The organism is Streptomyces sp. NPDC050418, from assembly GCF_044458745.1.
Classification (GTDB): domain Bacteria; phylum Actinomycetota; class Actinomycetes; order Streptomycetales; family Streptomycetaceae; genus Streptomyces.
The window spans coordinates 116,340-142,674 of the sequence record NZ_JBITIG010000005.1 but is presented as its reverse complement, the minus strand read 5'-3'; the positions used below and the strand labels follow the sequence as shown (position 1 = coordinate 142,674).

19 protein-coding genes and 1 tRNA gene are annotated in these 26,335 nt (G+C 71.7%); 8 read left to right on the top strand and 12 right to left on the bottom strand.

The window, feature by feature from the left end:
• Positions 1 to 102: 102 nt before the first annotated feature.
• From glmU to ACIBI4_RS13385, 6 genes are all read right to left on the bottom strand, one after another.
• Complete coding sequence (gene glmU / locus ACIBI4_RS13410; RefSeq protein WP_399203919.1) at positions 103 to 1,551, bottom strand: bifunctional UDP-N-acetylglucosamine diphosphorylase/glucosamine-1-phosphate N-acetyltransferase GlmU; 1,449 nt, start codon at positions 1,549 to 1,551, stop codon at positions 103 to 105.
• 118 nt (positions 1,552 to 1,669) lie between these two features.
• Positions 1,670 to 1,741, bottom strand: a tRNA-Gln gene (locus ACIBI4_RS13405).
• A gap of 12 nt (positions 1,742 to 1,753) precedes the next feature.
• Positions 1,754 to 2,626 carry a hypothetical protein gene (locus tag ACIBI4_RS13400; protein WP_399203918.1) on the bottom strand — a complete coding sequence of 291 codons (873 nt, stop codon included), beginning with the start codon at positions 2,624 to 2,626 and terminating at the stop codon, positions 1,754 to 1,756.
• A 117-nt stretch (positions 2,627 to 2,743) separates the two neighbouring features.
• Positions 2,744 to 4,033 carry a sensor histidine kinase gene (locus ACIBI4_RS13395; RefSeq protein ID WP_399203917.1) on the bottom strand — a complete coding sequence of 430 codons (1,290 nt, stop codon included), beginning with the start codon at positions 4,031 to 4,033 and terminating at the stop codon, positions 2,744 to 2,746.
• A gap of 101 nt (positions 4,034 to 4,134) precedes the next feature.
• Positions 4,135 to 4,629, bottom strand: a complete 495-nt coding sequence (locus tag ACIBI4_RS13390; protein ID WP_399203916.1) for an SUKH-3 domain-containing protein — start codon at positions 4,627 to 4,629, stop codon at positions 4,135 to 4,137.
• Entirely contained in the window at positions 4,629 to 5,162 is a 534-nt protein-coding gene (locus ACIBI4_RS13385) for a YwqJ-related putative deaminase (protein ID WP_399203915.1), read from the bottom strand. Before ACIBI4_RS13385 ends, ACIBI4_RS13390 begins: the two co-directional genes overlap by 1 nt.
• 319 nt (positions 5,163 to 5,481) lie before the next feature.
• On the opposite strand from ACIBI4_RS13385, the gene ACIBI4_RS13380 reads away from it, so the two are divergent.
• From ACIBI4_RS13380 to ACIBI4_RS13370, 3 genes are all read left to right on the top strand, one after another.
• On the top strand, positions 5,482 to 6,498 hold the full coding sequence (locus tag ACIBI4_RS13380; RefSeq protein WP_399203914.1) for an SMI1/KNR4 family protein: 1,017 nt from the start codon (positions 5,482 to 5,484) through the stop codon (positions 6,496 to 6,498).
• Positions 6,499 to 6,505: 7 nt separating this feature from the next.
• The gene (locus ACIBI4_RS13375; RefSeq protein WP_399203913.1) at positions 6,506 to 9,298 is read left to right on the top strand and encodes an SUKH-4 family immunity protein; all 2,793 of its coding nucleotides are present in this window, start codon (positions 6,506 to 6,508) and stop codon (positions 9,296 to 9,298) included.
• A gap of 188 nt (positions 9,299 to 9,486) precedes the next feature.
• On the top strand, positions 9,487 to 10,407 hold the full coding sequence (locus tag ACIBI4_RS13370; RefSeq protein WP_399203912.1) for a cellulose-binding protein: 921 nt from the start codon (positions 9,487 to 9,489) through the stop codon (positions 10,405 to 10,407).
• A gap of 27 nt (positions 10,408 to 10,434) precedes the next feature.
• Here ACIBI4_RS13370 and ACIBI4_RS13365 read toward each other — a convergent pair whose 3' ends face one another.
• The 3 genes from ACIBI4_RS13365 to ACIBI4_RS13355 form a co-directional block, all read right to left on the bottom strand.
• Complete coding sequence (locus ACIBI4_RS13365; protein ID WP_399203911.1) at positions 10,435 to 12,081, bottom strand: cation acetate symporter; 1,647 nt, start codon at positions 12,079 to 12,081, stop codon at positions 10,435 to 10,437.
• Positions 12,078 to 12,533, bottom strand: a complete 456-nt coding sequence (locus tag ACIBI4_RS13360) for a DUF485 domain-containing protein (RefSeq protein WP_399203910.1) — start codon at positions 12,531 to 12,533, stop codon at positions 12,078 to 12,080. Before ACIBI4_RS13360 ends, ACIBI4_RS13365 begins: the two co-directional genes overlap by 4 nt.
• A 102-nt stretch (positions 12,534 to 12,635) precedes the next feature.
• Positions 12,636 to 14,282, bottom strand: coding sequence for an MDR family MFS transporter (locus tag ACIBI4_RS13355; RefSeq protein ID WP_399203909.1), 1,647 nt, complete (start codon positions 14,280 to 14,282; stop codon positions 12,636 to 12,638).
• Positions 14,283 to 14,629: 347 nt separating this feature from the next.
• On the opposite strand from ACIBI4_RS13355, the gene ACIBI4_RS13350 reads away from it, so the two are divergent.
• Complete coding sequence (locus ACIBI4_RS13350; RefSeq protein WP_399203908.1) at positions 14,630 to 15,418, top strand: ABC transporter ATP-binding protein; 789 nt, start codon at positions 14,630 to 14,632, stop codon at positions 15,416 to 15,418.
• Positions 15,415 to 17,988 carry an ABC transporter permease gene (locus ACIBI4_RS13345; protein ID WP_399203905.1) on the top strand — a complete coding sequence of 858 codons (2,574 nt, stop codon included), beginning with the start codon at positions 15,415 to 15,417 and terminating at the stop codon, positions 17,986 to 17,988. Before ACIBI4_RS13350 ends, ACIBI4_RS13345 begins: the two co-directional genes overlap by 4 nt.
• Positions 17,989 to 18,070: 82 nt before the next feature.
• Here the strand turns inward: ACIBI4_RS13345 and ACIBI4_RS13340 are convergent, their stop codons facing one another.
• On the bottom strand, positions 18,071 to 19,612 hold the full coding sequence (locus tag ACIBI4_RS13340; protein WP_399203903.1) for a DUF2079 domain-containing protein: 1,542 nt from the start codon (positions 19,610 to 19,612) through the stop codon (positions 18,071 to 18,073).
• Positions 19,613 to 19,827: 215 nt separating this feature from the next.
• On the opposite strand from ACIBI4_RS13340, the gene mfd reads away from it, so the two are divergent.
• The gene (mfd, locus tag ACIBI4_RS13335) at positions 19,828 to 23,364 is read left to right on the top strand and encodes a transcription-repair coupling factor (protein WP_399203901.1); all 3,537 of its coding nucleotides are present in this window, start codon (positions 19,828 to 19,830) and stop codon (positions 23,362 to 23,364) included.
• 88 nt (positions 23,365 to 23,452) lie between these two features.
• Here mfd and ACIBI4_RS13330 read toward each other — a convergent pair whose 3' ends face one another.
• Positions 23,453 to 23,647, bottom strand: coding sequence for an antitoxin (locus tag ACIBI4_RS13330; protein ID WP_399203900.1), 195 nt, complete (start codon positions 23,645 to 23,647; stop codon positions 23,453 to 23,455).
• A gap of 220 nt (positions 23,648 to 23,867) precedes the next feature.
• Here ACIBI4_RS13330 and ACIBI4_RS13325 point away from each other — a divergent pair, with 220 nt between their 5' ends.
• A complete protein-coding gene (locus ACIBI4_RS13325; protein WP_399204301.1) occupies positions 23,868 to 24,563 on the top strand; it encodes an HNH endonuclease family protein in 696 nt (231 codons plus the stop codon).
• An 84-nt stretch (positions 24,564 to 24,647) separates the two neighbouring features.
• Positions 24,648 to 25,397 carry an N-acetyltransferase gene (locus ACIBI4_RS13320; protein WP_399203899.1) on the top strand — a complete coding sequence of 250 codons (750 nt, stop codon included), beginning with the start codon at positions 24,648 to 24,650 and terminating at the stop codon, positions 25,395 to 25,397.
• A 79-nt stretch (positions 25,398 to 25,476) separates the two neighbouring features.
• On the opposite strand, the gene ACIBI4_RS13315 is transcribed toward ACIBI4_RS13320, so the two are convergent.
• Positions 25,477 to 26,250 (bottom strand): hypothetical protein, encoded by a 774-nt coding sequence (locus ACIBI4_RS13315; RefSeq protein WP_399203898.1) that lies wholly within the window; start codon positions 26,248 to 26,250, stop codon positions 25,477 to 25,479.
• Positions 26,251 to 26,335 lie beyond the last annotated feature (85 nt).

The window sequence follows — 26,335 nt, the reverse complement described above, 5'->3', positions numbered from 1 at the left end:
GTGTTCGATCGCCGCCCAGAAACCGCGTGGACCGCGTTTGAGCAAGCCGACAAAATATGTGCGCCTATCACGGTACGCCGCCTTGGGCCCACCTGTTTTCCGTCAGCTCTCGCCATCGGACTTCCCGGACGCCGCCTCCGCGGCCTTCGCGGCAGCGCTGCCCGGACGCTTACGGGCCACCCAGCCCTCGATATTCCGCTGCTGACCACGGGCGACAGCCAGCGAACCGGCCGGCACATCCTTCGTGATCACGGACCCCGCGGCGGTGTACGCACCGTCCCCGACCGTGACAGGAGCCACAAACATGTTGTCCGAACCGGTCCGGCAGTGCGAACCCACCGTCGTGTGGTGCTTGGTCTGCCCGTCGTAGTTCACGAAGACGCTGGCCGCACCGATGTTCGTGTAGTCGCCGATCGTCGCGTCGCCCACGTACGACAGGTGCGGGATCTTCGTGCCCTCACCGATCGTCGCGTTCTTCGTCTCGACATACGTGCCGATCTTGCCCTTCGCGCCGAGCTTCGTGCCCGGGCGCAGATAGGCGTACGGGCCCACGCTGGCGCCCTCGCCGATCTCGGCGGTGTCCGCCACCACGTTGATGACCTTCGCGTCCGCGTGGACGACCGTGTCCTTCAGACGGCAGTTGGGGCCGACCTCGGCGCCCGCGGCGATATGCGTCGCACCCTGCAGCTGCGTGCCCGGGTGGACCAGCGCGTCCGGCTCGAAAGTCACCGTCGCGTCGATGAACGTCGACGCCGGGTCGACCACCGTGACACCGGCGAGCATCGCCTCGGTCAGAAGACGGTCGTTGAGGGTCCGGCGTGCCTCGGAGAGCTGCACCCGGTTGTTGATGCCGGCGATCTCACGGTGATCGCCCGCGACACTCGCGCCCACGCGGTGACCGGCCTCGCGCAGAATGCCGAGGACATCGGTCAGGTACTCCTCGCCCTGGCTGTTGTCCGTACGGACCTTGCCGAGCGCGTCCGCGAGCAGCCGCCCGTCGAACGCGAACACCCCCGAGTTGATCTCACGGATCGCACGCTGCGCCTCGCTCGCGTCCTTGTGCTCGACGATCGCGGTGACGGCGCCCGAGACCCCGTCGCGCACGATACGGCCGTACCCGGTGGCGTCGGGCATCTCGGCGGTCAGAACGGTGACCGCGTTACCGTCGGCGACATGCGTCGCGGCGAGCTTCTCCAGCGTCGCGCCGGTCAGCAGCGGAGTGTCGCCGCAGACCACGATGACGGTGCCGTCCACGGCGCCGCCCAACGGCTCAAGCCCCATACGCACCGCGTGCCCGGTGCCGTTCTGCTGCTCCTGCACCGCGGTACGCGTGGACGGGTCGATCTCGGCGAGATGCGCGGCGACCTGCTCACGCCCGTGCCCGACGACCACGACGAGCTCCTGGGGGTCGAGCTCGCGCGCGGCGGCGACGACGTGCCCGACCAGGGTCCGGCCACAGATCTCGTGCAGCACCTTCGGGGTGCGCGACTTCATACGGGTGCCCTCACCCGCTGCAAGGACGATGACGGCTGCCGTGCTGGTGGCGCTCACGGGAATGCCCTTCGGCTTCGGGTGGTGTGCGGGGGACATCCGCAGGATACCGGGGCGTAGCCGGGCGGAAACGCGGACGGGTCCCGACCGTTGCGGTCAGGACCCGAACTCAGGAAAGCTCCCCTGCCAGGACTCGAACCTGAAATGGTCCATCCAAAGTGGACAGTGTTGCCGATTACACCACAGGGGATTGCGAACCCGGCTAATGGGACATCTCGCCAATCGGCTGGGTGGCCCCCAACACTATGCCGTACCAGGAGCCTTCGATGCGACGGTACAAGTCCGCTCCCTTCAGGACTTTGACCACCAGGCAGCCTCGGTAGGTGTCGCCGGTGTTCTTGCGGACGGTCTTCGGGTTGTGCTTTTTGAGGGTCGTCTTGGTGAACGCGGAGCGATCGGCGCGGACTAGCTCGGCCCAGTACCGTTCGGCGCCTGCGACGTCGGCATTTTCGTGGATCATGACCGCGAAGCGGAGGCGCTCACGTTCAATGCCGAGTAGGTCCAGCCATGCCATGTAGATCTGGATCATGCTCGGATCGCTGTTGACGAACGTCACGGCCTCCCGTCGGTCGTAGGGCTTGTCCTTGCATCCCTCGGCCCAGTAGAGGGCAACTCCTACCAGGAACAGCTCGCGAGCCGAGAGGCTGCCGATCGCCTTCTTGGCGGTCTCTTTGGTCTGCTTGCGCTGCCGGTCCCGCACGGCCAGCTCATGCTCCCAGCGCATGCGGTTCGCGAGCCGCGCCTGCTCTGCTGCCTTCCGCCGCTCCGGCTTCGGCAGATCCCGCACCCAAAGCGAAATCGAACTCTTCGACACCCCCAGCTCGACCTGGATCTCGTCGTACGTCATCCCCTTCAGCCGAAACTCCCGAGCCTTCGCGCGCATGTCGTCCTTGGCGTTCGGGCGCTTCGTCCACTCCGGGGCGGGCTCGCCGTCCAGGAGTCGGTTGAGGAGGTTGTTGTTGTCGACGTGGAGCCGGTCGCGGATCTGCCGTCGGCTGAGCCCTGCCCGCCGCAGTGTCACGGCCTGCTCTCGAAGCCCCTCGAAGTCGTCGTACTTGCGCGTGATCTCTGCCATACGGAGATCGTCGTCCGGAATCCGGACGTCCGGGTCGAAGGTCTGAGCGATTCAATAGTTCGAGGGAAGAAGTGGTGGTTCCCGTGCGGAGCGGGGACCACGTGCCTAGCGCGGGGTTCAGCCTTCCGGGATGACGGCCGAGACGCGGAAGCCTCCGCTGTCCGTCGGGCCCGCCACGAAGACGCCGCCGAGTGCGGTGACGCGTTCGCGCATGCCCACCAGGCCGTTGCCGCCGCTCGGGAGGCGGGCGTGGTCGTCGGCGCCGTCGGGGGACGGGCCGTTCTCCACCTGCATGGCCACCTCGCCGGGCCGGTGCGCGAGCCGCACCCGGGTCTTCGCGCCCGGTGCGTGCTTGTGCACGTTGGTCAGGCCCTCCTGGATGACGCGGTATGCGGTCTGTTCGACCTCTTGGCCGTACGGGACGGACTCGCCGTCCACTGAGAGGTCGACCACCATCCCGGCCGCCCGTGACTGCTCGACGAGCGCGTCGACCTCGGCGAGACAGGGGCCTTGCTCGGCTTCCGCGCGGAACGCGGCGGCCGCGGCGGCCGCACCCACAGCGGCCAGCGGCTGCCCCGCCGCTTCAGGGGCGGGCTCGTGTGCGCGCAGCACTCCGAGCATTTCGCGCAGCTCCGTCAGCGCCTGCCGTCCCATGTCGCCCACGAGCGCGGCGTTCTTGACGGCCTTCTCGGGGTCCTTGCGTGCGACGGCCTGCAGCGCCGCCGCGTGCACGACCATCAGGCTCACGCGGTGCGCGACCACGTCGTGCATCTCGCGCGCGATGCGGGTGCGCTCTTCGTTGCGTGCCCATTCGGCGCGTTCCTCGGCGCGTTCGGCGAGCAGTTGGAGTTCGCGTTCCAGTGAGTCGGCGCGTTCGCGCAGCGATTCCATGAGGCGTCGGCGCGCGCCCACGTACAGGCCGAGCAGTACGGACGGGGCGGTGACGCCGAGGGACATGGTGACGGCCATGAAGGGGACGAACCAGCCGCCGAACTGGAGCCGGTCCTGGTCCTGCACCATCCGTACCCAGACCACGATCATGGTCCCGATCAGGGACATCCCGGCCAGACAGCCGATGATCCGCCGCGGCACCTCGGAGGCCGCGAGCGAGTAGAGCCCCACGATCGTCAAGATCATGCCCATGCTCGCCGGGGACACCGCGATCGAGACGAGCACCACCGCGATTGGCCATCGGCGCCGTAGCACCAGGGCCGATCCGACGACCAGGCCTATGAGTACCCCGATTCCGGCCGGTAGTCCTCCCCGGTCCGCGAATGCGACTCCTTCCACTGCACACTCGGCCGCGGATACCGCCGCGAGTCCGATGTCGAACACGGCGCTGCGCCGCCGTCCCCACCACCACGGCCCCCCGGCCGCCTCGTGGCGTACTTCCCCCGTCGTGGTCATGTCGTCCAGCCTACGGGCGCGGCGGGGGAGGTGGCCGGGAGATTATGGGCGGCGTCAGGGCGGGGTTGCCTGCTGGGCCGGCCTGACGGCGGCCTTGATGCTCAGCCCGACGTCAGCCGCACCGGAAGCGCCCCCGACACCAGGGCCGTCAGGGCCGTGTCCAGGTCGTGGCCCAGGTACCAGTCGCCGGAGTGGTCGAGGCTGTAGACGCGGCCCTGGGCGTCGAGTGCGAGCAGGCCCTGGCCCGAGGAGTCGGCGCCGAGTGGGCAGACCTCGGTGTCCAGTGCGCGGCCCAGGTCGCCGAGGGTGCGGGCCATGTGGAGGCCGTGCAGTGGGTCGAAGTGGATGGTGGCCGGGGCGATCTGGCGGCCGGGTCCGGCGGGGGTGACGTGCAGTCCGCCGAACTCGGCCCAGGCTTCGACGGCCGCCGGGAACACGCTGTGGCGGTGTCCGGCGGGTGACATGTGCGAGCGCAGGGTGTCGGCCCAGTACTCGGCGCGCTTGATGTCCCAGCGTCCGGGCTGCCAGCCCGCCTCGCGCAGCGCGGCGTCGACGGTCACCGCGAAGCGGGTGGTGGAGGTGCGGTCCGTGGACATCAGCCGGCGTTCCCCGTGCGGTCGTTCGGCTGGTCCGGTTCGATGATGCGGACGCCGAGATGTGCGGTCAGAGCGGAGCAGGAGCGGCAGGGCGGCGCGAAGCCGCCGTGCAGCGGGTCGCCGTCCTCGCGGATCCGGCGGGTGGTGAGCTTCGCGTGCTTGAGGGCTTTGCGGGCCTCGCCCGCGGTGAGCGGCTTGCGCTGGGCGCGCTTGGAGCGCGTGGCCTCGTACGAGGCCAGATGCCGGGAGATCAGGGTGACCTCGGGGCAGCGGCCCGTGAAGCGCTCGCGCTGGCCGGATGTGAGGGTGTCGAGGAAGTCCTGGACGAGCGGGTGCAGGGGCGGCGGCAGGTCGCCGCGCCCGGCGGTCGCGGTGAGGGTCTCGCCGCGGACGGAGAGGGCGGCGGCGACGGTGGGGAGTATGCCGTCGCGGCGGTGGCTGAGCGACGGCGCCGCGTGCTCGTCCTCGGCCGACCAGCTCAGCCGCGGATCCCCCGAGACCTGCCCCTGTTTGTGTTCTTCTGCGGTGTGCATTGGTGATGCATCCCTCCCCGTGCTGCGGTGGTGACCGCGTCCCCCGTTGTCGTGCGCGCGCTCCCCCGAGCGCGCTTACAGCCTGCCAAATAGGACGGCTGAAGTGGAAGGCGGGACCAAATGTCCCTTCCGTGGCGGTGGTGCATGCCCTGTCCGGGACGACCCTCGGCCGCGGCTGGTTGCGGCTCACTGTCACGGCTGTGTGACAGCTGGTCATGCGGGCGGAGGCCCGGTGACCGGTGTTGCGCCAGCGCATAGGCTGTGGCGCGACAAGCCATACGCATGGGCCGTACGAACAGTGCCGCAGGGGGCAACCGCGATGACGACAGGTCGGCTCGGGGAGGGCGCGCCGCCCAGTGCTTCAGGCTGGGCAGGGGCCGCGCCGCCGAACGCGGCCTACGCCGGTCAGACCGTGCACTTCCCGGACCCGGTCCGCGCGGCACGGCACCCGCGGGGCGTGCGGATCGATGACCGCGGTTACCCGGACTTCTCCGTCTACGCCCGCGCGGCCGCGGAGATCGCGGAGCCGCCGGAGGGCTTCGGCGTCGACGAGCTGCGGCTGACGGACTACGTCTCGGCGAACGCGGCACTGGCCGCGCAGGGCCACGACCTGTGGGACACCATCCCGGCGGTCGCCACTCCGCACGGCTGGACCTGGCACCACGTACCGGGGACGCGGCGGCTCGAACTGGTCCCCGTCGAGGTGAAGGCGCTGCTGCGCCACCACGGCGGTCTGGCGACGGCCGAGGTCGACCAGAACAAGCGCGGCACGCGCCCCCTGCAGGAGACCCGGCCCACGCACTTCGGACTGCCGAAGGCGTCCGTCGTGGTGACCGAGCAGCAGCTGCTCGGGGTCGAGGAGGACCTGGGGTACCGCCTGCCGGGCGCCTATCGCGCGTTCCTGAAGGCGGCCGGCGGCTGCGCGCCCGTGGGTGCCGCGCTCGACGCCGAGCTGGGGCTCCTGATCGACCAGCCGTTCTTCACGGTCCGCGACGAGGCGGCGGTCAACGACCTCGTCTACATCAACAAGTGTCTGCGCGACCACCTCACCAAGGACTACCTCGGGGTGGCGTTCGTGCAGGGCGGCATCCTCGCGGTCAAGGTCCGCGGCGAGCGGGCCGGTTCGGTCTGGTTCTGCGCCTACGACGACGCGCGGGACAGCGGCGAGACGGCCGGCTGGTCGGTCGCCGACCGCGTCCAGCGGCTGCTGCTGCCGTGCGGTGACGACTTCGACGCGTTTCTGGCCCGGCTCGCGGGGAATCCGCCCGAGCTGGAGACCGTGGCCAACCTGATGGTGGACGGCGGCTTCGCGCACGCCGTCCCGGTGGGGGAGTGACCTTCCGATGGTGACCTTCGCGCAGGCGCAGGAGCGCGCGGAAGAGTGGATCAACGGCGATGTGCCCGCGTACCAGCACCGTGAGGTGCGGGTGCGGGAGTTCGACCTGGGCTTCGTCGTGTGGGCGGAGGACCGCGAGGACGGTCCGCGCTCCGACGGCGGCCGTCAGCGGCTCGTCATCGCCCGCAGCGGTGGCGAGGTCACGCTGTGGCCCGCGCTGCCGGTCGGTGAGGTGATCCGGCGGTACGAGGAGGAGTACGGCACCGTCACGGGCGCCGCCGAACCCGAGCCCGCGAAGCCGGAACGTGTCGACCTCAACCAGACGTCGTTCCTGCTCACTCCGCCGGAGTGGCTGCAGGAGGCGGCGGACCGGATGGGGATCCCGGACCGGCGGGACGCGGCTTCGCCGGCGGCCGGGGATGCGGTTCCGTCCGCGGCCGGGGACGCGGTTCCCTCAGTTTCTTCTTCGTCCGCTTCCTCGGCGTCGTCCTCGTCCGAGGATTCGTCGGGGTCCGGGTCCTCCTTCGGTACGGGATCGGGGGCGCCCGCACCTGCACCCGCACCGGCGCCGTCTCCGGCCGCCGCGTCCGCCGACGCTCCGGCGCAGGGCGCGAGCCAGGGTGCTCAGGCCGGCGGGACCGCCTGGCCGAGCGCCGGAGGCGCGGCCCCGGGTGTGCCCGAGGGCGGGACGCCGTGGGCCGGTACGGACACCAACGGTGCCGCCGACCAGCCCGCGACGATGTTCGCGCCGCCGCTGTCCGGTTCGGACGACGACAGCGACACCCCGCCGCCCGCCGCGGCTCCCGAGGCGAAGACCGCGCTGATGTCGGGCGGCAGCCAGCTGCCGCCGACCGCCGTGTCGCCCGCCATCGGCGGCCCGGATCCGTCGTACGGCTACCCGCAGCAGCAGCCCGCGGCTCCCGCGACGCCTGCCGCACCGGCACCGTCCGCGCAGAGCACCCCGCCGCCCGCCGCGCCCTCGTACGTGCACCCGAACCGGCCCGCCCCGCAGCCGTCCGGCGCCGCGCCGCAGTCCGCTGCACCGCAGCAGCCGGCCGCGCCGTCGGGTGCCGGTGCCGATGACATCGCCAACGCCGCGACCAGCAAGGCCGCCCCGCCGCGCGCCGCGCGCGGCAGCGGCGCGAGCACCCCCGCGCCGCCCGGCGCCCCGGGCACGCCCGGCGCGCGTCCCGGCACGACTCCGCCGCCGCCCGCGGCGCCCGGCGCTCCGGGTGCGGGCAACGCGTACGTGGCGACCCAGATGGTCTCCTCGCTCGGCCCCGACGGACCGCAGCCGCCCGCGGCCCCGGGCGCTCCCGGTGCTCCGGGTGCGCCTGGCGCTCCGGCCGGTGGGGGCAGCCTCGGCGGCGGTGTGCACCACGCGGCCACGATGCTTGCGGGTCCGGACCCGAGCGGTCCCGCCGCGCCCCAGCCCCCGGGCCCGCCCGGCGCCCCGGGTGCCGCAGGTGCTCCCGGCGCCCCGCAGCCGCCCAGCCCGCCCGGTGCTCCGGCCGGTGGCGGCAGCCTCGGCGGCGGTGTGCACCACGCGGCCACGATGCTCGCCGGTCCGGACCCGAGCGGTCCCGCCGCGCCCCAGCCCCCGGGCCCGCCGGGCGCTCCCGGCGCACCGCAGCCTCCCGGCCCGCCCGGGGCCCCGGGCGCTCCCGGCACGCCGCCCCCCGGCGGTGCGCACCATGCCGCGACGATGCTCGCGCCCGGTGGTCCGAGCGCGCCCGCGCCGCCCGGCCCGCCGCCCGGTACGCAGCAGCCTGCCGCTCCCGGTCCGGCCCCCGCGTACGGCTATCCGCAGCCGCCCGCGGGCCTGCCGGTCGTCGGACCCGGCTACCAGGTGGTGCTCAGCTACCGTGCGCAGGACGGCAGTCAGCAGCAGCTGATCCGCCGCTCCGCGCCCGGCACGCCGCACCCCGAGTGGCAGATCTTCCATGAGCTGCGCGGCATGGGTGTGCCCGCCGACCAGGTCCTGGAGATCCACACCGAGCTGGAGTCCTGTGATCTGCCGGGTGCGTACTGCGCCCGCATGATCAAGGAGCAGTGGCCGCAGGCGCGGATCACGACCGTGGCCCCGTACGGCAACGACCATGCCTCGCGTCAGCAGGGCATGCAGCAACTCCTCGCGCACCAGGGCGAGTTGCACCAGGTCGCCGACGGTCCGGCGCGGCCGGCGCCGGTGCGGATGCCGCTGCAGCCGGTGCAGCCCGCACCGCCGGTCGGTCCGGAGATCGTGGCGCAGGAGCTGGCCGGTGCCTTCGGGCCGCAGGGCGTCTTCCGCTTCGACCAGCGCGCGGTGTCGCGCCAGGGTGTGCCCGAGGTCGTGGCGCAGACGCTGGTGTGGGCCGGTCTGCCGGTGGACTTCAACCCGTTCTTCTGGGCCCAGGCCCAGCCGGGCCGCCCCGTTCCGACGCTGGCCGAACTCGCGCAGGAGCGCGGTGTGCAGCCCGCCTCGGACGCGGGCTCGTACCTCGTCATGGGCAGTGACTTCGGGCGCGCGATCTGTGTGCAGTACGGCACGGCGCACATCGTCGCGGTCCCCGTCGAGGCGGGCCCGGGCGTCGCCCCCGTACCGCCGCAGTTCGTGAACTCCTCGCTCCCGGAGTTCGCCCGCTCCCTCGCGATGCTGGGCCGTATGTGGCGCCTGCGCTACGGGCTCAACCAGGAGCAGGCGGGCCGCTGGACGGTCGACTTCCAGTCCCAGCTCGCGGCCCTCGACCCGGCGGCGCTGTCGTCCCCGGAGACGTGGTGGTCGGTCCTGCTGGAGCAGATGTGGGACGGCCTCATCTAGGACCCCTCGGGGATACGCGACGGTCGAAGGGCCGCTTCTGTCGTTACGGCGACGGGGGCGGCCCTTTGCGTTGGCGTGAGTCACCCCAGTTTCGGATGCGTGTGCGGAGTGTCGCATTATGGGGTGTTCCGGGTGGTCCGTCAGGATGTCGCCGGATCTGTTCGCGGCAGGTGAGAGGGGCAGCAGGGATGAGCAGCTCGGAGTTCCATGTCGTACGCGGCCGTGGGTACCGTCCCGAGCAGGTGGACGGCGCCGTCACCCGGCTGGAGCGGGACCGCGACGACGCCTGGGAGCGGGCCGCGCGGCTGACCGTGCTCGCCAAGGAGATGGACGCCGAGGCCGCCGCGCTGCGCGCGACCGTGGCCGGGCTCACCCCGCAGACGTACGAGACGCTCGGCGAGCGGGCGCTGCTGATCCTGGCCACCGTCGAGGCGGAGTGCGCGGCCGTCCGCGAGGGCGCGCACGCCGAGGCGCAGCGCATCGCCGACGCCACCGCGGACCTGGAGCGCGAGCTGAGCGCCGCCGCCCGTGCGTACGCCGACGAGGTGCGCGAAGCCGCGGAGGAGCGGGCGCGTCAGGTGCTGCTCGCCGCGCGCGGCACCGCGGACGACGAGCGGATCGGCGCGCGCCGCACGGTCAAGGAGCAGCGCGGCGAGGCCCTGTCCGCGTTGCGCGACATGCGCGTACGGACGGACGCGATGCTCAGTGAGCAGGAGAAGGAGCAGTCCGGGGCGTGGGAGGCCGCGGAGGAGGCCGCCGGCCGCGCGGCCGAGGCGCTCGACGCGCGGCACGCCGAGCTGATCGCGGCCGCCGAGGCCGATCTGTCCACGGCGAAGCGGGAGTTCGCGTCGGCGGAGGAGGCCGCGCGGCACGGCGCCGAGGACGCGCGGGCGAGCGCCGAGGAGGTGCTGGCCGAGGGCCGGCTGCGTGCCGAGCGGATCGAGCGCGAGGCGGAGCGGCTCGAACGCGAGCACGCGGACCACGCGGACGGTCTGCGCGCCCACATGGAGCACGTCCGCAGCAGCCTCGCGTCGCTGGGCGCGACGGGACGCGAACCGGGGTCGGGCAACGGCACGGTGCCGGGCCCCGCGTCCGGCGCGGACTCCTGACGTCGCACCGCAAGACGCCCGGGCGACTCACCGCCCCCGTACCGCCCCCGCCAGAATCTCCCCTTCCACCGCCTCGTAATTCCGCCGCTGCTCGCGCTGCTCCGCGCGCGGGGTCAGGACCGTGCCCAGCCAGCCGAGGGCGAAGCCGAGGGGGATGGAGGCGATGCCCGGGGTGGTGAAGGGGAACCAGTTGAAGTCGTGGGCGGGGAACGCCGAGTTGGGGCCGCCGGAGACGAGGTTCGTGCCCGTCATCAGGATGATCGCGCCGGCCGAACCGCCGAGCAGTGTGCACAGCAGCCCGGTCCGGGTGAAGCGGCGCCAGAACAGGCTGTAGACCAGCGCGGGCGCGAGCGCCGATGCGCCCAGGCAGAACGAGAGCGTGACCAGCGGCTGCAGATTGCGGTGCTGCACCGTCGACGCGAGCGCGATGGTGATGACGCCGACCCCGAGCGCCGCGAGCCGTGCCGTGGTCATCTCCGCGCGCGGCCCCATCCGCCGCCGGTGCGCGAACACGTCGTGGGCCAGCGAGTTGGCGCACGCGAGGATCATGCCGCCGACCGAGGCGAGGAGGGTGAGGAAGACCGCTGTGGCGACCGCGGTGAACACCAGCGTCCCGGCCATCGAGGTCTCCGCCCCGAACAGCGCACGGGCTGTGAGCAGGAGCGAGGTGTTGCCCTGCGGGTCGGCCGACATCACGGTCTGCCGCCCCACGAGCGCCGCCCCGCCGAACCCGATGACCAGCGCGCACAGCGCGAAGACGGTCGTCGCCGAGACCGCCCACGACATCGAGCGCCGCACCTCGGGCGCGCTGCGTGCCGTGTACATCCGCATCGTGACATGCGGCAGACAGCCCGCTCCGAGGACGACCGTGAGCTGCGAGACGACCATGTCGATCTGCGGTGCGGCACTGCCCGCGAACAGCGGACCGGTCCCCAGATACGCCTCGCCGAGCCCGCTGCCGCGCGCCGCCTGCGCCGCGAGCGCGCCGAAGTCGCCGTCGAAGCGCTGGAGCAGGAGCGCGGAGACGACCGCCGCCGAGCCGAGCAGGATCACGATCTTGATGATCTGGATCTGCGCGGTCCCCTTCATCCCGCCGATCGCCGCGTACGAGATCATCAGCGCCCCGAGCATCACCATCGAGCCGGTCTTCGCGCCTTCGCTGCTGAAGCCGAGGATGAACGCGAGCAGATCGCCCGCGCCCGCGAGCTGGACCAGCATCAGCGGGAGCAGCGCGGCGAGGGTGGCGACGGCGGTGGCGATCCGGGCCGTGCGGGCCGAGGGCCCGGTGAGGCGGCGGGCCAGAGTGTCTCCCATGGTGAACCGGCCCGCGTTGCGCAGGGGTTCGGCCAGCAGGAACATCAGCAGGACCAGCGAGAGCGCGCTGGCGAGCAGCAGGACGACGCCGTCGTATCCCGTGAGCGTGATGACGCCGATGCCGCCGAGGACGCTCGCGGCGGAGACGTAGTCGCCCGCGATGGCGAGGCCGTTGCGCAGCGGCGAGAGGCTGCGCGAGCCGGTGTAGAACTCGTCGAGGTCGTCGCGGTCCGGGCCGCTCAGGACGCACAGGAGCAGGGTCACGGAGGCGACGGCCGTGAACGCGATCAGGGACGTCGCCTCGGTGGACGAGCCGAGCGCGAGTCCGGACGCGAGCCCCGGCGCGGGGGCGGCGCTCATGGGCGGGACTCCGACGCGGCGGCGCGGCGCAGCCGCTGGGCGAGCGGGTCCACACGGCGGGCCGCGTGGCGCGCGTAGAGCGTTATCGCCACGTAGGTGACGGGCAGTTGGGCGAGCAGGAGCAGCAGTCCGAGGTTGAGGCCGCCGGTGACGCTCCGGCCGACGAGCGACGGCGCGTACGCGGACAGGATGAGGAAGAGCGTGAAGTAGCCGAGCGCGGTGAGCGAGGCGACGCGGCGCAGCACCTTGTACGCGCGCCGCACCTTGCGCAGATCACCATGGCTCCCCGGGCGCGGCACGGCCCGGCGCCGCGGGGGCGGCGGGGCGGGTGCGGGCATCCAGGGATAGGTGAGGCGGAGGTCGTACGGCGGCGGCGGGTCCTCGGGGTGGAAGGGCGGGCTCTGCGGGTACGGCGGCGGGTCCTGCGGATCGTACGGTGGCGGCTCGTGCATGGGGCTGCTCCTTGCGCGGCATGTGGCCCGGAGGAGGACCGCAGGGAGAGCCCGGACGTTACCGGCAGGTATGCGGTTGAGGTGTGCTTTCCGCCGAACTGGTCAGTCGGTATGTGGCTGTTGGGGCCGGCGGGGAGGGTGGTCCGCGACGGGTTCCTGGCGTACGGGGTCGGCGGGCGCCGTGACCGTCCTCGCGTCCGGCGCGGAGGCGGCCGTCGCGGTCCCTGCGCTCGGCGGCGACGCGTCCGGCGGCAGCAGCGCCTCCTGCGGCAGGACGGGGAAGCGCCGCGGCGCCAGGAACAGCAGCACCAGGAGCGTGACGACCGCGGCGGCGGCCGCCCCGATGTGCACCCACTCCACGGCGGCGTCGATCGAGCGGCGCACCGTCTCGTCGCCGGGCGCGCGTGCCACCGTGTCCAGGTCGGTGTCGGGGCCGAGCCGCCCGGCGATCACCCCGTTGGCGATGGCGCCGAAGACCGCGGCGCCCAGGGTCTGCCCGATCTGGCGGCAGAACAGCACCGAGGCGGTGGTCGTGCCGCGCTCAGCCCAGCCGACCGTCGACTGCACGCCCACGATCAGCGGCAGCTGGACCTGCCCGAGCGCCGCGCCGAGCAGCAGCATCAGGAGAGCGGGCTGCCACGGCGAGCCCGGATACGGGAGCAGCGGGAACGCGCCGAGCACGAGCGCCGCGCCCGTGACACCGATCAGCGAGGTGTTGCGGAACCCGATCCGCGTATAGAGGTGCTGGCTGAGCGCCGCCGACACGGGCCAGCTCAGGATCATCGCCGACAGGACGAACCCGGCCTCGGTGGGCGTCAGTTGCAGCACCGACTGCGCGTACGTGGGGATGAACACGGTCGGCGCCACCATCACCAGGCCCAGCGCGCCGAGCCCCAGATTGACCGCGGCGATCGTGCGCCGCTTCCACACCCAGCCCGGGATGATCGGCTCGGCGGCCCGCCGCTCGACGAGGACGGTCGCGGCGAGCAGGGCGGCGGCCGTGGTGAACAGGGCGATGGACGGCCCCGACAGCCATGGCCAGGCGACCCCGCCCTGTACGAGCGCGGTCAGCAGTACGCCGCCGGAGGCGAAGACGGCCAGCGCGCCCGGCCAGTCGATCCGGGCGCGGGGGCCCCGTTCGCGTACGGGCTCGTGCAGATGGCGCGCCACCAGCCACAGCGCGAGCAGGCCCACCGGCAGATTCACCAGGAAGATCCACCGCCAGTGCGCGAACGCGACGAGCAGCCCGCCGATCGCCGGGCCCGCGATGGACGACAGCGCCCAGACCGTGGACAACTTCGCCTGGATCTTGGGGCGTTGCTTCAGCGGGTACAGATCGGCGGCCAGCGTCTGGACGGTGCCCTGGATCGCGCCGCCGCCCAGGCCCTGCAGGATGCGGAACGCGATCAGGGCGGCCATGTTCCAGGCCGTGGCCGACAGGAGCGAGCCGATCAGGAAGAGCACCATGCCGGCAAGGAGCACGGGCTTGCGGCCGAAGGTGTCGGAGAGCTTGCCGTAGACGGGCAGCGTGACCGTGACCGCGAGCAGATAGCCGGAGAACAGCCAGGAGAAGTACGAGAAGCCGCCGAGGTCGGCGACGATCTGCGGGACGGCCGTCGCGATGATCGTCGACTCGAGCGCGGCGAGCGCCATGGAGAGCATGAGGGCGGCGACGACGGCGGTGCGTCGTGGCGGGGTGCCTATGTCACGGTCGACGGTGCCGCCCACGGAGATCCTTTCCCCCTGCATCTAGTTACGCCGAAGGACACCTTCTCACTTGCTCCTCACGCAGGGGAGGGGTGGAGGCTGCGGGCGGCGAAGGGTGTACGACCCCCGATACGCGCTCCACCGACGGGTGGAGAGCCCTTAGGGGTGGGTCCGCACTTCGGGTCGGGGAGCGCTCGTCCTCCTGAAGGACGAGCCGCGCGGCGGCCGCTCCTAGCCTGGTCACAGGCCAGAACTGAGGGGGACCGCAGCCTGGGGGTGGGGTTTTCCTCAGGTCGAAGACTGCGCTGTACCTCATCGTGCGCGACCCCCTCACGCCAGCAGACTTTTCACCGACGGCATTCCGCTGCTTTCCACCAAGGAGACTTCACGTGACTACGGCTGTGACCACCCCGGGCCCCGGGGTGACAGGAGGGCGTACCGCGGTGGCCGCCCGTGCGCGGCAGGTCGTGAAGGCGTACGGCAGCGGGGAGACCCGGGTCGTCGCGCTCGACCATGTCGATGTGGACATCGCCCGCGGGCAGTTCACCGCGATCATGGGCCCGTCGGGCTCCGGCAAGTCGACGCTGATGCACTGCCTCGCGGGGCTCGACACGGTGAGCGGCGGGCAGATCTTCCTCGACGAGACCGAGATCACCGGCCTCAAGGACAAGAAGCTCACGCAGCTGCGCCGGGACCGGATCGGCTTCATCTTCCAGGCGTTCAACCTGCTGCCGACGCTCAATGCGATAGAGAACATCACGCTGCCGATGGACATCGCGGGCCGTAAGCCGGACCGCGAGTGGCTGCAGCGCGTGGTGGAGACGGTGGGCCTGGCCGACCGGCTCAAGCACCGCCCCACCCAGCTCTCCGGCGGCCAGCAGCAGCGCGTGGCGGTCGCCCGCGCCCTGGCCGCGCGACCGGAGATCATCTTCGGTGACGAGCCCACGGGGAACCTGGACTCGCGGGCCGGCGCCGAGGTCCTCGGCTTCCTGCGCCGCTCCGTGTCCGAGCTGGGCCAGACCATCGTCATGGTCACGCACGACCCGGTCGCGGCCTCGTACGCCGACCGCGTCCTGTATCTCGCGGACGGCCGGATCGTCGACGAGATGTACGGGCCGACCGCCGACCAGGTCCTCGACCGCATGAAGGACTTCGACGCGCGGGGGCGTACGTCGTGACCGTGCTCAAGACCTCGATGCGCAACTTCTTCGCGCACAAGGGGCGGATGGCGCTCTCCGCGATCGCCGTCCTGCTCTCCGTCGCCTTCGTGTGCGGCACGCTCGTGTTCACCGACACGATGAACACCACCTTCGACAAGCTCTTCGCGGCCAGCTCGCCCGATGTCACCGTCAGCCCGAAGTCGGCGAAGGACGGCGACGAGGACCCGCAGGCCGGCAAGCCGGACTCGCTGCCGGCCTCCGTGGTCGACCAGGTCGGCAAGGCCCAGGGGGTCAAGTCGGCCGAGGGTGCGGTCACTTCGATGAACGTGACGGTCGTCAACTCCGAGAACGAGAACATGGGCTCCACCAGCGGAGCCCCGACCATCGCCGGCAACTGGACGCAGAACGACACCCGGACGATGGAGGTCACCGAGGGCCACTCCCCGCGCGGCCCCACCGAGGTGATGGTCGACGCCGACACCGCCGACAAGCACGGTCTGAAGCTCGGCGACGAACTGCGCACCATCAGCGTCAACGGCGACCTCACCGCGACCATCACCGGCATCGCCACCTTCAAGGTGACCAACCCGGGTGCGGCCGTCGTCTACTTCGACACCCCCACCGCGCAGAAGCAACTCCTCGGCGAGACCGGTGTGTTCAGCGCGGTCGCCGTCACCGGCTCCGAAGGCGTCACCGACGCGCAGCTGAAGAAGAACGTCGCGGCCGAACTCGGCGCGGGCGCCTACAAGCTGCAGACCCAGGCCGAGTCCGCCGACGCGAACCGCAAGGACGTCGGCGAGTTCATGGACATCATCAAGTACGCGATGCTCGGCTTCGCCGGAATCGCGTTCCTGGTGGGCATCTTCCTGATCATCAACACCTTCTCGATGCTGGTCGCCCAGCGCACCCGCGAGATCGGTCTGATGCGGGCCATCGGCTCCTCGCGCAAGCAGGTCAACCGCTCGGTCCTCGTCGAGGCCACGCTGCTCGGCGTCATCGGCTCGATCCTCGGTGTCGGCGCGGGCGTCGGCCTCGCCGTCGGCCTCATGAAGCTCATGTCGAACATGGGCATGAACCTCTCCACCGACGACCTGACGGTGAAGTGGACGACCCCCGCGATCGGTCTCTTCCTCGGCATCGTCGTCACCGTCCTCGCCGCGTATCTGCCGGCCCGCCGCGCGGGCAAGGTCTCCCCGATGGCCGCGCTGCGGGACGCGGGGACGCCGGCGGACGGCAAGGCGGGCCTGGTCCGCGCGCTGATCGGCCTCGTCCTCACCGGCTCCGGCGCCTTCGCTCTCTACACGGCGGCCACCGCCGACACGGCCGGCGACGGCTCGATGTTCCTCGGCGGCGGTGTGGTCCTCACCCTCATCGGCTTCGTGATCGTCGGCCCGGTGCTCGCAGGAGGCGTGGTCCGCGTCATCAGCGCGCTGGTGCTGCGGCTCTTCGGCCCGGTCGGGCGGATGGCCGAGCGCAATGCGCTGCGCAACCCGCGGCGCACCGGCGCCACCGGGGCAGCCCTGATGATCGGCCTCGCGCTGGTCGCGTGCCTGTCCGTCGTCGGCTCCTCGATGGTGGCCTCGGCCACCGACGAGCTCGACAAATCGGTCGGCGCGGACTTCATCATCCAGGGCCAGCAGCGGATCGTGCCGCAGGCCGAGAAGGCCATCCAGGACAGCCCGGACCTGGCGCACGTCACGCGCTACAAGGTCGTGGACGCCTCGCTGACCGCGCCGAACGGCAAGACGGAGAAGGACACCCAGGTCACCGCGGCCGACCCCACGTACGCGACGGATCTGCGACGCGAGACCACCGGCGGTTCGCTCAAGGACGCGTATGCCACCGACTCGATGTCGATCGGCTCGGACTACGCCAAGGACAACAACGTCCGTGTCGGTGACACCCTGACCGTCGCCTTCAAGGGCGGCGAGACGGCGAAGCTCAAGGTCGGCGCCATCACCAGCGACGACGTCACCATCGACCAGGGCGCGCGCTACATGTCCCTGGCGACCATGGAGAAGTACCTCCCGGCCGACAGGATCCCGCCGAACATGATCATGTTCGCGAAGGCGGAGGACGGCAAGGCGGACGCGGCGTACGCGGCGCTCAAGGACACCCTGAAGCAGTACCCGCAGTACGAGGTCCGTGACCAGACGGACTTCAAGGAGGAACTGCAGAACCAGGTCGGCCAGTTGCTCAACATGGTCTACGGCCTGCTCGCCCTCGCGATCATCGTCGCCGTCCTCGGCGTGGTGAACACCCTGGCGCTCTCGGTGGTCGAACGCACCCGGGAGATCGGCCTGATGCGCGCGATCGGCATGTCCCGCCGCCAGTTGCGCCGCATGATCCGTCTGGAGTCCGTGGTCATCGCCCTCTTCGGCGCCCTGCTCGGCCTCGGCCTGGGCATGGCCTGGGGAGCAACGGCCCAGCGCCTGCTCGCCCTCGAAGGCCTGGAGGTCCTGGAAATCCCCTGGCCGACCATCATCGGAGTCTTCATCGGCTCGGCCTTCGTGGGCCTGCTCGCGGCACTGATCCCGGCGTTCAGGGCGGGCCGTATGAACGTCCTCAACGCCATCGCCACCGACTAGCCCTCCACCGCAGCCCGACGGCTACGGTAGGGGTCCGGCCCCGGTGCACATCCTCCATGTGCACCGGGGCCGCTCTGCATCCCTACGCCCCCACCCGCTTCAACACCACGAACCCACCCGCCGCCCCCCACTCCTCGAACCGTGCGTCCGGGTGGAGGCGGGTGGCGTAGGCCAAGGGGGTCTTGTAGCGGCCGGTGCGGTTGTCCAGGGCCACGTAGTCCGGGGTGGTGCCCTGGGAGTTGCCCAGCCACAGGACGCGGCAGCGGGATGTGAGGTGGCTGATCGGGCCGATGTTGGCCTCGACCGTGGCGCCGTCGGGGATGCGGGACAGGAGGGCGTCCGCCTGGCGGGCGGAGGCCGGGACGCGGTAGACGGCCGGGTCGGTGAGGGTGCCGAGGGGGAGGGAGACGGTCAGGGCGAGCGCCACCGCGGCGGCCGCGAGGGGGACCTGGGCCGCGAAGTTCCCCAGGCGGGTCCTGCGGACGCGGGCCAGGCCGTCCGCCGCCGCGAGGGCGATGACCGGCATGAGGACGGCGCTGTAGTGCCAGTCGGTGCCCCAGTACGAGTCGTCCGAGGAGAGGAAGCGCCAGCCCAGCGTCGGCAGCGTGATCAGGACAAGGGGGGAGCGCAGGGCGAACAGGCCGGTCGGCAGCAGGAGCCAGGCCAGCGTGCGCAGTTTGACGTCGAGTCCGGAGAACGGGTTGGGGGTGCCGCCCTCGACCCGGTTCCAGTACTCGTAGCTGCCCGCGGAGTTGAACGCCGGGATGATCCAGACGAAGGTCAGGAGCGCGGCGATCACTCCGAACGCGGCCACCCCGACGGCATACGGGACCGCCCGCCGCGCCCGCGCCCGCTCCGCCTCACTCCGGCCGCCGGGCTCACCAGCGCCGGCCTCACCAGCGCCGGCCTCACCAGCGCCGGGCACACCAGCGCCGACCTCACCATCTCCGGCCTCACCGTCTCCGACCTCACCCCGCCCCACCCCACGCGCCCGCCACGCCACGACCAGAGCCAGCGCCATCAGCGTCAGCCCCATGTCCTCCTTGACGAGGACGAGCGGCAGTGCCCAGCACAGCGCCGCCCGCCACCGCTCCGCGAGCAGCGCCTCCAGGGCGAAGGCGATCAGCGGCACCGCGAAGGCGATCTCGTGGAAGTCGAAGTCGACGGCCTTCTGCAGCCCCCACGACAGCCCGTACGCGACCCCGAGCCAGAGCCCCGCGGTCCGCCCGAGCAGCCGCGACGAGGCCCGCGTCACGGGCACCACGGACAGCGCGAACAGGGCGGCCTGGACGACCAGCAGGGTCACGGGCCCCGGGAAGAGCCGGTAGACGGGCGCGATCAGCGCGGTGACCGGGCTGAAGTGGTCCCCGAGGATGTGCGTACCGGGCCCCTTCAGATCGGAGACCGGCGCCTGCAGGTGCGCGTAGCCGCGGATGGCCTGCTCGAAGATCCCCAGGTCCCAGGACTTGGTCCCGAACTTCTCCCACCGCAGGACCGACACGGTCGTGTACGCGACGAAGAGGACCCCGGCCAGGGACCACGGCGCGAGAGCGCGCCCGGTCACCCGAGCCCGTACCCCGGCCACCGCCTTGACCTCGGCGGACGTGTCGGTGGCGGCGCTCATACGGGTCCTTCGGAGTCGGGCGGGCGAGGCGGCCGGCCCGGCCGCCTCGCCCATTCGAACACGACCCCACAGCGCACCCCACCTCACAGGCGTACCCTGGACGCATCCCCGGCCCGCCCCCCTTTCGGCGAGAAGCCGGGTGTTCGCGTTGCCCAGAGGCCGAACGCGTCCGCCAGCTGGATCTGACCAGGACCGACCACCCGGACGGGAACCCCATGACCCTGCACGGTCTCCTCGATGCCGTAGCCGAAGACGCCTCGCTCGTCGAGGCAGTGCAAGCCGCCCGGGACGCGCACCGGATGCATCTCGACCTGGTCGGTCCGCCCGCGGCGCGCCCCTTCGCCATCGCCGCGCTCGCGCGCGAGACCGGACGCACGGTCCTCGCCGTGACCGCCACCGGCCGCGAGGCCGAGGACCTGGCCGCCGCACTGCGCTCGCTGCTGCCCGAGGCGGGCATCGCCGAGTACCCGTCGTGGGAGACCCTGCCGCACGAGCGCCTGAGCCCGCGCAGCGACACCGTGGGCCGCCGCCTCGCGGTCCTGCGCCGCCTCGCGCACCCCACCCCCGACGGCGACCCCGAGACGGGCCCGGTCAGCGTGGTCGTCGCGCCCATCCGCTCCGTACTGCAGCCGCAGGTCAAGGGCCTGGGCGACCTGGAGCCCGTCAGCCTCAAGCAGGGGCAGACCGCCGATCTGAACGAGATCGTCGAGGCCCTCGCCGCCGCCGCGTACGCCCGGGTCGAACTGGTCGAGAAGCGCGGCGAGTTCGCCGTGCGCGGCGGCATCCTCGATGTCTTCCCGCCGACCGAGGAGCACCCGCTCCGTATCGAGTTCTGGGGCGACGACGTCGAGGAGATCCGTTACTTCAAGGTCGCCGACCAGCGCTCCCTGGAGATCGCCGAGCACGGCCTGTGGGCCCCGCCCTGCCGCGAGCTGCTGCTCACCGAGGACGTACGGCAGCGGGCGGCGACCCTCGCCGAGCAGCACCCCGAGCTCGGCGAACTGCTCGGCAAGATCGCCGAGGGCATCGCGGTCGAGGGCATGGAGTCCCTCGCGCCCGTCCTCGTCGACGACATGGAGCTGCTGCTCGACGTCATGCCCGAGGGCTCCATGGCCGTCGTCTGCGACCCCGAGCGGGTGCGCACCCGCGCCACCGACCTCGTGGCCACCAGCCAGGAGTTCCTGCAGGCCAGCTGGGCCGCCACGGCCGGCGGCGGCGAGGCCCCGATCGACGTCGGCGCGGCCTCCCTGTGGGGTATCGCGGACGTACGGGACCGGGCGCGCGAACTGGACATGATGTGGTGGTCCGTCTCGCCCTTCGCGGCCGACGAGGACCTTGGCTCGGACACCCTCAAGCTCGGCATGCACGCCCCCGAGACCTACCGCGGCGACACCGCCCGCGCCCTCGCGGACGTCAAGCAGTGGAACGCCGACGGCTGGCGCACGGTCTTCGTCACCGAGGCCCACGGCCCGGCGACCCGCACCGTCGAGGTCCTGAGCGGCGAGGGCATCGCGGCCCGCCTCGACAAGGACCTCGCCGACCTCCAGCCGTCCGTCGTGCACGTGGCCTGCGGGTCCATCGACTACGGCTTCATCGACCCGAAGCTCCGGCTCGCGGTCCTCACCGAGACCGACCTGACCGGCCAGAAGGCCGCCGGCAAGGACGGCGCCCGGATGCCGGCCCGCCGCCGCAAGGCCATCGACCCGCTGACCCTGGAGCCGGGCGACTACATCGTCCACGAGCAGCACGGTGTCGGCCGCTACATCGAGATGGTGCAGCGCACGGTCCAGGGCGCGACCCGCGAGTACCTCGTCGTCGAGTACGCGCCCGCCAAGCGCGGCCAGCCCGGCGACCGGCTCTACATCCCCACCGACCAGCTGGAGCAGATCACCAAGTACGTCGGCGGCGAGGCCCCGACGCTGCACCGGCTCGGCGGCGCGGACTGGACGAAGACCAAGGCGCGCGCCAAGAAGGCGGTCAAGGAGATCGCCGCCGACCTCATCAAGCTCTACTCCGCGCGCATGGCGGCGCCCGGCCATGTCTTCGGCCCGGACACCCCCTGGCAGCGCGAGCTGGAGGACGCGTTCCCGTACGCGGAGACGCCCGACCAGCTGACCACGATCGCCGAGGTCAAGGAGGACATGGAGAAGTCGGTCCCGATGGACCGTCTGATCTGCGGCGACGTCGGCTACGGCAAGACCGAGATCGCGGTACGGGCCGCCTTCAAGGCGGTCCAGGACGGCAAGCAGGTCGCCGTGCTCGTCCCCACGACGCTTCTGGTGCAGCAGCACTTCGGCACGTTCTCCGAGCGCTACTCCCAATTCCCGGTCAAGGTGCGGGCGTTGAGCCGCTTCCAGACCGACACCGAGGCCAAGGCCACCCTGGAGGGCCTGCGCGAGGGCTCGGTGGACGTCGTCATCGGCACCCATCGCCTCTTCTCCTCGGAGACCAAGTTCAAGGACCTGGGCCTCGTCATCGTCGACGAGGAGCAGCGCTTCGGCGTCGAGCACAAGGAACAGCTGAAGAAGCTCCGCGCCAACGTCGACGTCCTCACGATGTCCGCGACGCCCATTCCCCGTACGCTCGAAATGGCCGTCACCGGCATCCGCGAGATGTCCACGATCACCACCCCGCCCGAGGAGCGCCACCCGGTCCTGACCTTCGTCGGGCCGTACGAGGAGAAGCAGATCGGCGCGGCCATCCGCCGTGAACTCCTGCGCGAGGGCCAGGTCTTCTACATCCACAACCGCGTCGAGTCCATCGACCGCGCGGCCGCCCGGCTGCGCGACATCGTGCCCGAGGCGCGGATCGCCACCGCCCACGGCCAGATGTCCGAGTCGGCGCTCGAGCAGGTCGTGGTCGACTTCTGGGAGAAGAAGTTCGACGTGCTCGTCTCGACCACCATCGTCGAGTCCGGTATCGACATCTCCAACGCCAACACCCTGATCGTCGAACGCGGCGACAACTTCGGCCTCTCGCAGCTGCACCAGCTGCGCGGCCGCGTCGGCCGAGGCCGCGAGCGCGGCTACGCGTACTTCCTGTACCCGCCGGAGAAGCCGCTCACCGAGACCGCCCACGAACGCCTCGCGACCATCGCCCAGCACACGGAGATGGGTGCGGGCATGTACGTGGCGATGAAGGACCTGGAGATCCGCGGAGCCGGAAACCTCCTGGGCGGCGAACAGTCCGGGCACATCGCGGGCGTCGGCTTCGACCTCTACGTCCGCATGGTCGGAGAGGCCGTCGCCGACTACCGGCGCCAGCTGGAGACCGGCGAGATCGAGGAAGAGGCACCCCTCGAAGTCAAGATCGAGCTGCCGGTCGACGCGCACGTCCCGCACGACTACGCGCCGGGGGAGCGGCTCCGCCTCCAGGCCTACCGCGCCATCGCCTCCGCCAACTCGGAGGACGACATCAAGGCGGTACGGGAGGAACTCACCGACCGCTACGGCAAGTTGCCGGAGCCGGTGGAGAACCTGCTGCTCGTCGCCGGCCTGCGGATGCTGGCCCGCGCCTGCGGCGTCGGCGAGATCGTGCTGCAGGGCAACAACATCCGCTTCGCGCCGGTCGAACTGCGCGAATCCCAGGAGCTGCGCCTCAAGCGCCTCTACCCGGGCACGGTACTCAAGCCGGCCGCCCACCAGATCCTGGTGCCCCGCCCCAAGACCGCGAAGGTCGGCGGAAAGCCGCTGCTCGGGCGGGAGTTGCTGGGGTGGACCGGCGAGTTCCTGACGACGATTCTGGGGTCGTAACGAACGTCCGGGGCACGCGAAGAGCCGTCCGCGGTGGTGCTGGGCCGCGGACGGCTCTGTTTTGCGGAGTGGTTCAGGTGGGTCGGGGTCAGCCCTGCTTGCCGTCGAGCTTGTCGATCTGCTCCGACGCGGCAGCCTGTGCCTTGTCCACGTGCTCGGCGTACTTGCCGCCGGTCTTCTCGTCGACCTCGTCACCGACGCTCTTCACGACCTCGTTGGCCTTGTCCTCGGCCTGGCCGCCGAACTTTTCCTTGAGTTCATTGATCTTGTCGCCGAGACCCATCCGTGGGCTCCCTTCAGGGGGCTGGGGGGCGAAGGGGAAGGAGTGGCAGAAATGCCGCATTTCGCCCCGTCTCTTCCGACGATACGCCCGGCTCCGCCGGAATGCCCACCGAGGCCGGGATGCCCGCTGTGACCAGGCGGGAAGGCCCCGGCGGTAAGGTCTGGCCCGGACAACTGAAGGGGTGGGGCGCGTGCGCGTGCGTACGGTGGCGGGGTGGGTGCTGGTCGCGGCGCTCGCCGTGGGCTGCACGGCCGAACCGGAAGAACCGGCCGGCGGCGCGGGCGGCCGGGCGGGCGGCGGCGCGCAGGGCGAGCCGGGTTCGGCGCTCGCCGCCGTGGACGAGCTCACCGTGAAGGGCCGCGCCCCGAAGACCGGCTACGACCGGGCGCGCTTCGGCAGCCCCTGGGCCGATGTGGACTCCAACGGCTGCGGGACGCGGGACGACATCCTCGCGCGCGACCTGGCGCAGGTACGGACCGAGGACGACTGCAAGGTCGTCTCCGGACGGCTCGCGTCCGATCCGTACAGCGGCGCCGGCATCGCGTACGAGCGCGGGCGCAGCAAGATCGACATCGACCACCTCGTGGCGCTGTCGGACGCGTGGCAGAAGGGTGCGCAGCAGTGGGAGCCGCGCAAGCGCATCGCGTTCGCCAACGACCCGTTGAACCTGCTCGCGGTCGGCGCGAGCGTGAACCGGTCCAAGGGCGACGGGGACACGGCCACGTGGCTGCCGCCGGCGAAGGGCTACCGCTGTGCGTATGTCGCGGGGCAGGTGGCGGTGAAGCGGAAGTACGGCCTGTGGGTCACCTCGGCCGAGCGGGACGCGATGCGCAGGGTGCTGACCGGGTGCCCGTCGGAGCGGCTTCCTGCGGGGGACGCGCCGACCGTCGCACCGGACCGGTTCCACGCGAACTGACGGCTACCCGGCGGAATCAGGGCCGCGCGGACCGGGGAAGAAACGGGCTGAATCCGGCCTCACCGGTGGGCTAGCGTGCCCGGCATGAGTGCCATAACCGTCACCACCCTCGCCGAGCGCCCCCACCTCAAGGGCGCGATGAACTCCATGCCCGAGACATGGAACGAGTTCGTGCGGCATGACCTCGTCGGCTGGACCCACTACCCGCGGATCGCCGACGAGTTGCCCGAGTACACCTTCGTCGCCACCGACGAGAGCGGAGCCGTCGTCGCCAAGGCGATGAGCGTGCCGTTCGCGCTCGGCATCCCCGCACGCGGGGAGCTGCCCGCCGGCGGCTGGGCGAAGGTCCTGCAGTGGGCGTTCTCGGACCTCAAGTACGGCCGCACGCCCGACACCGTGAGCGCCATCGAGATCAGCGTCGCCGACGGGCAGCAGGGCAAGGGCCTTTCGTACGCGATGCTCGGCGCGATGCGGGACAACGCGCGCGCCCGCGGCTTCGGTCTCGTCGTCGCCCCGGTGCGGCCCAGCGCCAAGCACCTGGAGCCGCGGACCCCGATCGAGGAGTACGCGTTCCGCACGCGGGACGACGACGGGCTGCCCACGGACCCCTGGCTGCGCGTGCATGTCCGCGCGGGCGGCGTGATCGAGAAGGTCGCGCCCGTCTCCATGTGCGTCAACGGCACGCTCGACCAGTGGCGCGAGTGGACGGGCGAGCCCTTCGACGAGCCCGGCGACGTGGAGGTCCCCGGCGCCCTGGTCCCCGTGCACTGCGTCCCCGAGCGGGGTTACGCGGTGTACGTCGAGCCCAATGTCTGGGTGCGGCACGCGTTGTGATGACGCGGGGCGCCCTTGGCGCGAAGGGCGCCCTTCACATGAAGGGCGCCCCATCCCCGTATCAACCGGCCTGTGGTGACTACAGCTTGTCCAGGTCGAGCACATCCCCCTTCGGTGCCTCGGCCTGCACCGGACGGTCGTAGTCGCTGAAGCTCAGGTCCTCGCCGTCCTTCGCGGAGGCCGCGGTGACCTTGAGCAGATACGGCTTGCCCTGGGTGGCGACGAGGATCGTGTAGCGCTCGCCGCCGTCGTTCTCGGTGAGCGTGATGGCCTCCTGGCCGTCGACCGTCGTCACCTTGCCCTTGCGGGCCGCCGAGTCCCCGCCCTTGAACTCGCCGAGCAGCTGGTCGAGGTCGCAGAACGCGTCCAGGTCCTCGGCGCCGTCACCGGTCGCGGACGTCTTGACCCAGCGGCCGGCCAGCATCTCGACCGCCGCGTCCACCTCGGCCTTCGGCTCGCCCTTGCTCTGGGCGCGCAGGAAGGCCTCGTCGTACTTCATGTGGACCGTCTTGCCGTCGTTGATGATCTCCACGCCGCCCTGGCCGCCCACGGACAGCGAACCGGCGCAGACGCCCTTGGTGTCCATGGCCATGTCGAGCGTGAGCGTGCCCAGATCGGCGTCCGGGACGGTGCCCTTGACGCGCAGGGACTTCGCCGACGTGGTCGCCTCGATCGCCCGGTCGGCGATCTCGGGACCGGAGACGCCGGCGAACGGCTCCTTCTTGTCCGCGGCCTTGCCGGCCGAGGAGCTCTTGCCGTCGCCCGACGCGGACGAGCCGGGTCCGCAGGCCGTGAGCGCGAGCGCGCTGCTCAGGGCGAGGGCGGCGGTGGTGAGGATGATGGTGCGGCGCATGGTGGTTCTCCCCCCGGAGAAAGGGTGTCGGTGTGGGTGGGGGCGCGGGAGGCGGTGGTACGGGGTGACGACGGGGCGGGCCGTG

Bases quoted from the DNA above. Each gene is read 5' to 3' on its own strand.
- ACIBI4_RS13330 (WP_399203900.1), bottom strand. From the start codon at position 23,647: ATGGGTCTCGGCGACAAGATCAATGAACTCAAGGAAAAGTTCGGCGGC.
- ACIBI4_RS13385 (WP_399203915.1), bottom strand. From the start codon at position 5,162: ATGCACACCGCAGAAGAACACAAACAGGGGCAGGTCTCGGGGGATCCG.
- ACIBI4_RS13365 (WP_399203911.1), bottom strand. From the start codon at position 12,081: ATGAGCGCCGCCCCCGCGCCGGGGCTCGCGTCCGGACTCGCGCTCGGC.
- ACIBI4_RS13315 (WP_399203898.1), bottom strand. From the start codon at position 26,250: ATGCGCCGCACCATCATCCTCACCACCGCCGCCCTCGCCCTGAGCAGC.
- ACIBI4_RS13400 (WP_399203918.1), bottom strand. From the start codon at position 2,626: ATGGCAGAGATCACGCGCAAGTACGACGACTTCGAGGGGCTTCGAGAG.
- ACIBI4_RS13360 (WP_399203910.1), bottom strand. From the start codon at position 12,533: ATGCACGAGCCGCCACCGTACGATCCGCAGGACCCGCCGCCGTACCCG.
- mfd (WP_399203901.1), top strand. From the start codon at position 19,828: ATGACCCTGCACGGTCTCCTCGATGCCGTAGCCGAAGACGCCTCGCTC.
- ACIBI4_RS13395 (WP_399203917.1), bottom strand. From the start codon at position 4,033: ATGACCACGACGGGGGAAGTACGCCACGAGGCGGCCGGGGGGCCGTGG.
- ACIBI4_RS13355 (WP_399203909.1), bottom strand. From the start codon at position 14,282: ATGCAGGGGGAAAGGATCTCCGTGGGCGGCACCGTCGACCGTGACATA.
- ACIBI4_RS13340 (WP_399203903.1), bottom strand. From the start codon at position 19,612: ATGAGCGCCGCCACCGACACGTCCGCCGAGGTCAAGGCGGTGGCCGGG.
- ACIBI4_RS13370 (WP_399203912.1), top strand. From the start codon at position 9,487: ATGAGCAGCTCGGAGTTCCATGTCGTACGCGGCCGTGGGTACCGTCCC.
- ACIBI4_RS13320 (WP_399203899.1), top strand. From the start codon at position 24,648: ATGAGTGCCATAACCGTCACCACCCTCGCCGAGCGCCCCCACCTCAAG.
- ACIBI4_RS13380 (WP_399203914.1), top strand. From the start codon at position 5,482: ATGACGACAGGTCGGCTCGGGGAGGGCGCGCCGCCCAGTGCTTCAGGC.
- ACIBI4_RS13390 (WP_399203916.1), bottom strand. From the start codon at position 4,629: ATGTCCACGGACCGCACCTCCACCACCCGCTTCGCGGTGACCGTCGAC.
- ACIBI4_RS13375 (WP_399203913.1), top strand. From the start codon at position 6,506: ATGGTGACCTTCGCGCAGGCGCAGGAGCGCGCGGAAGAGTGGATCAAC.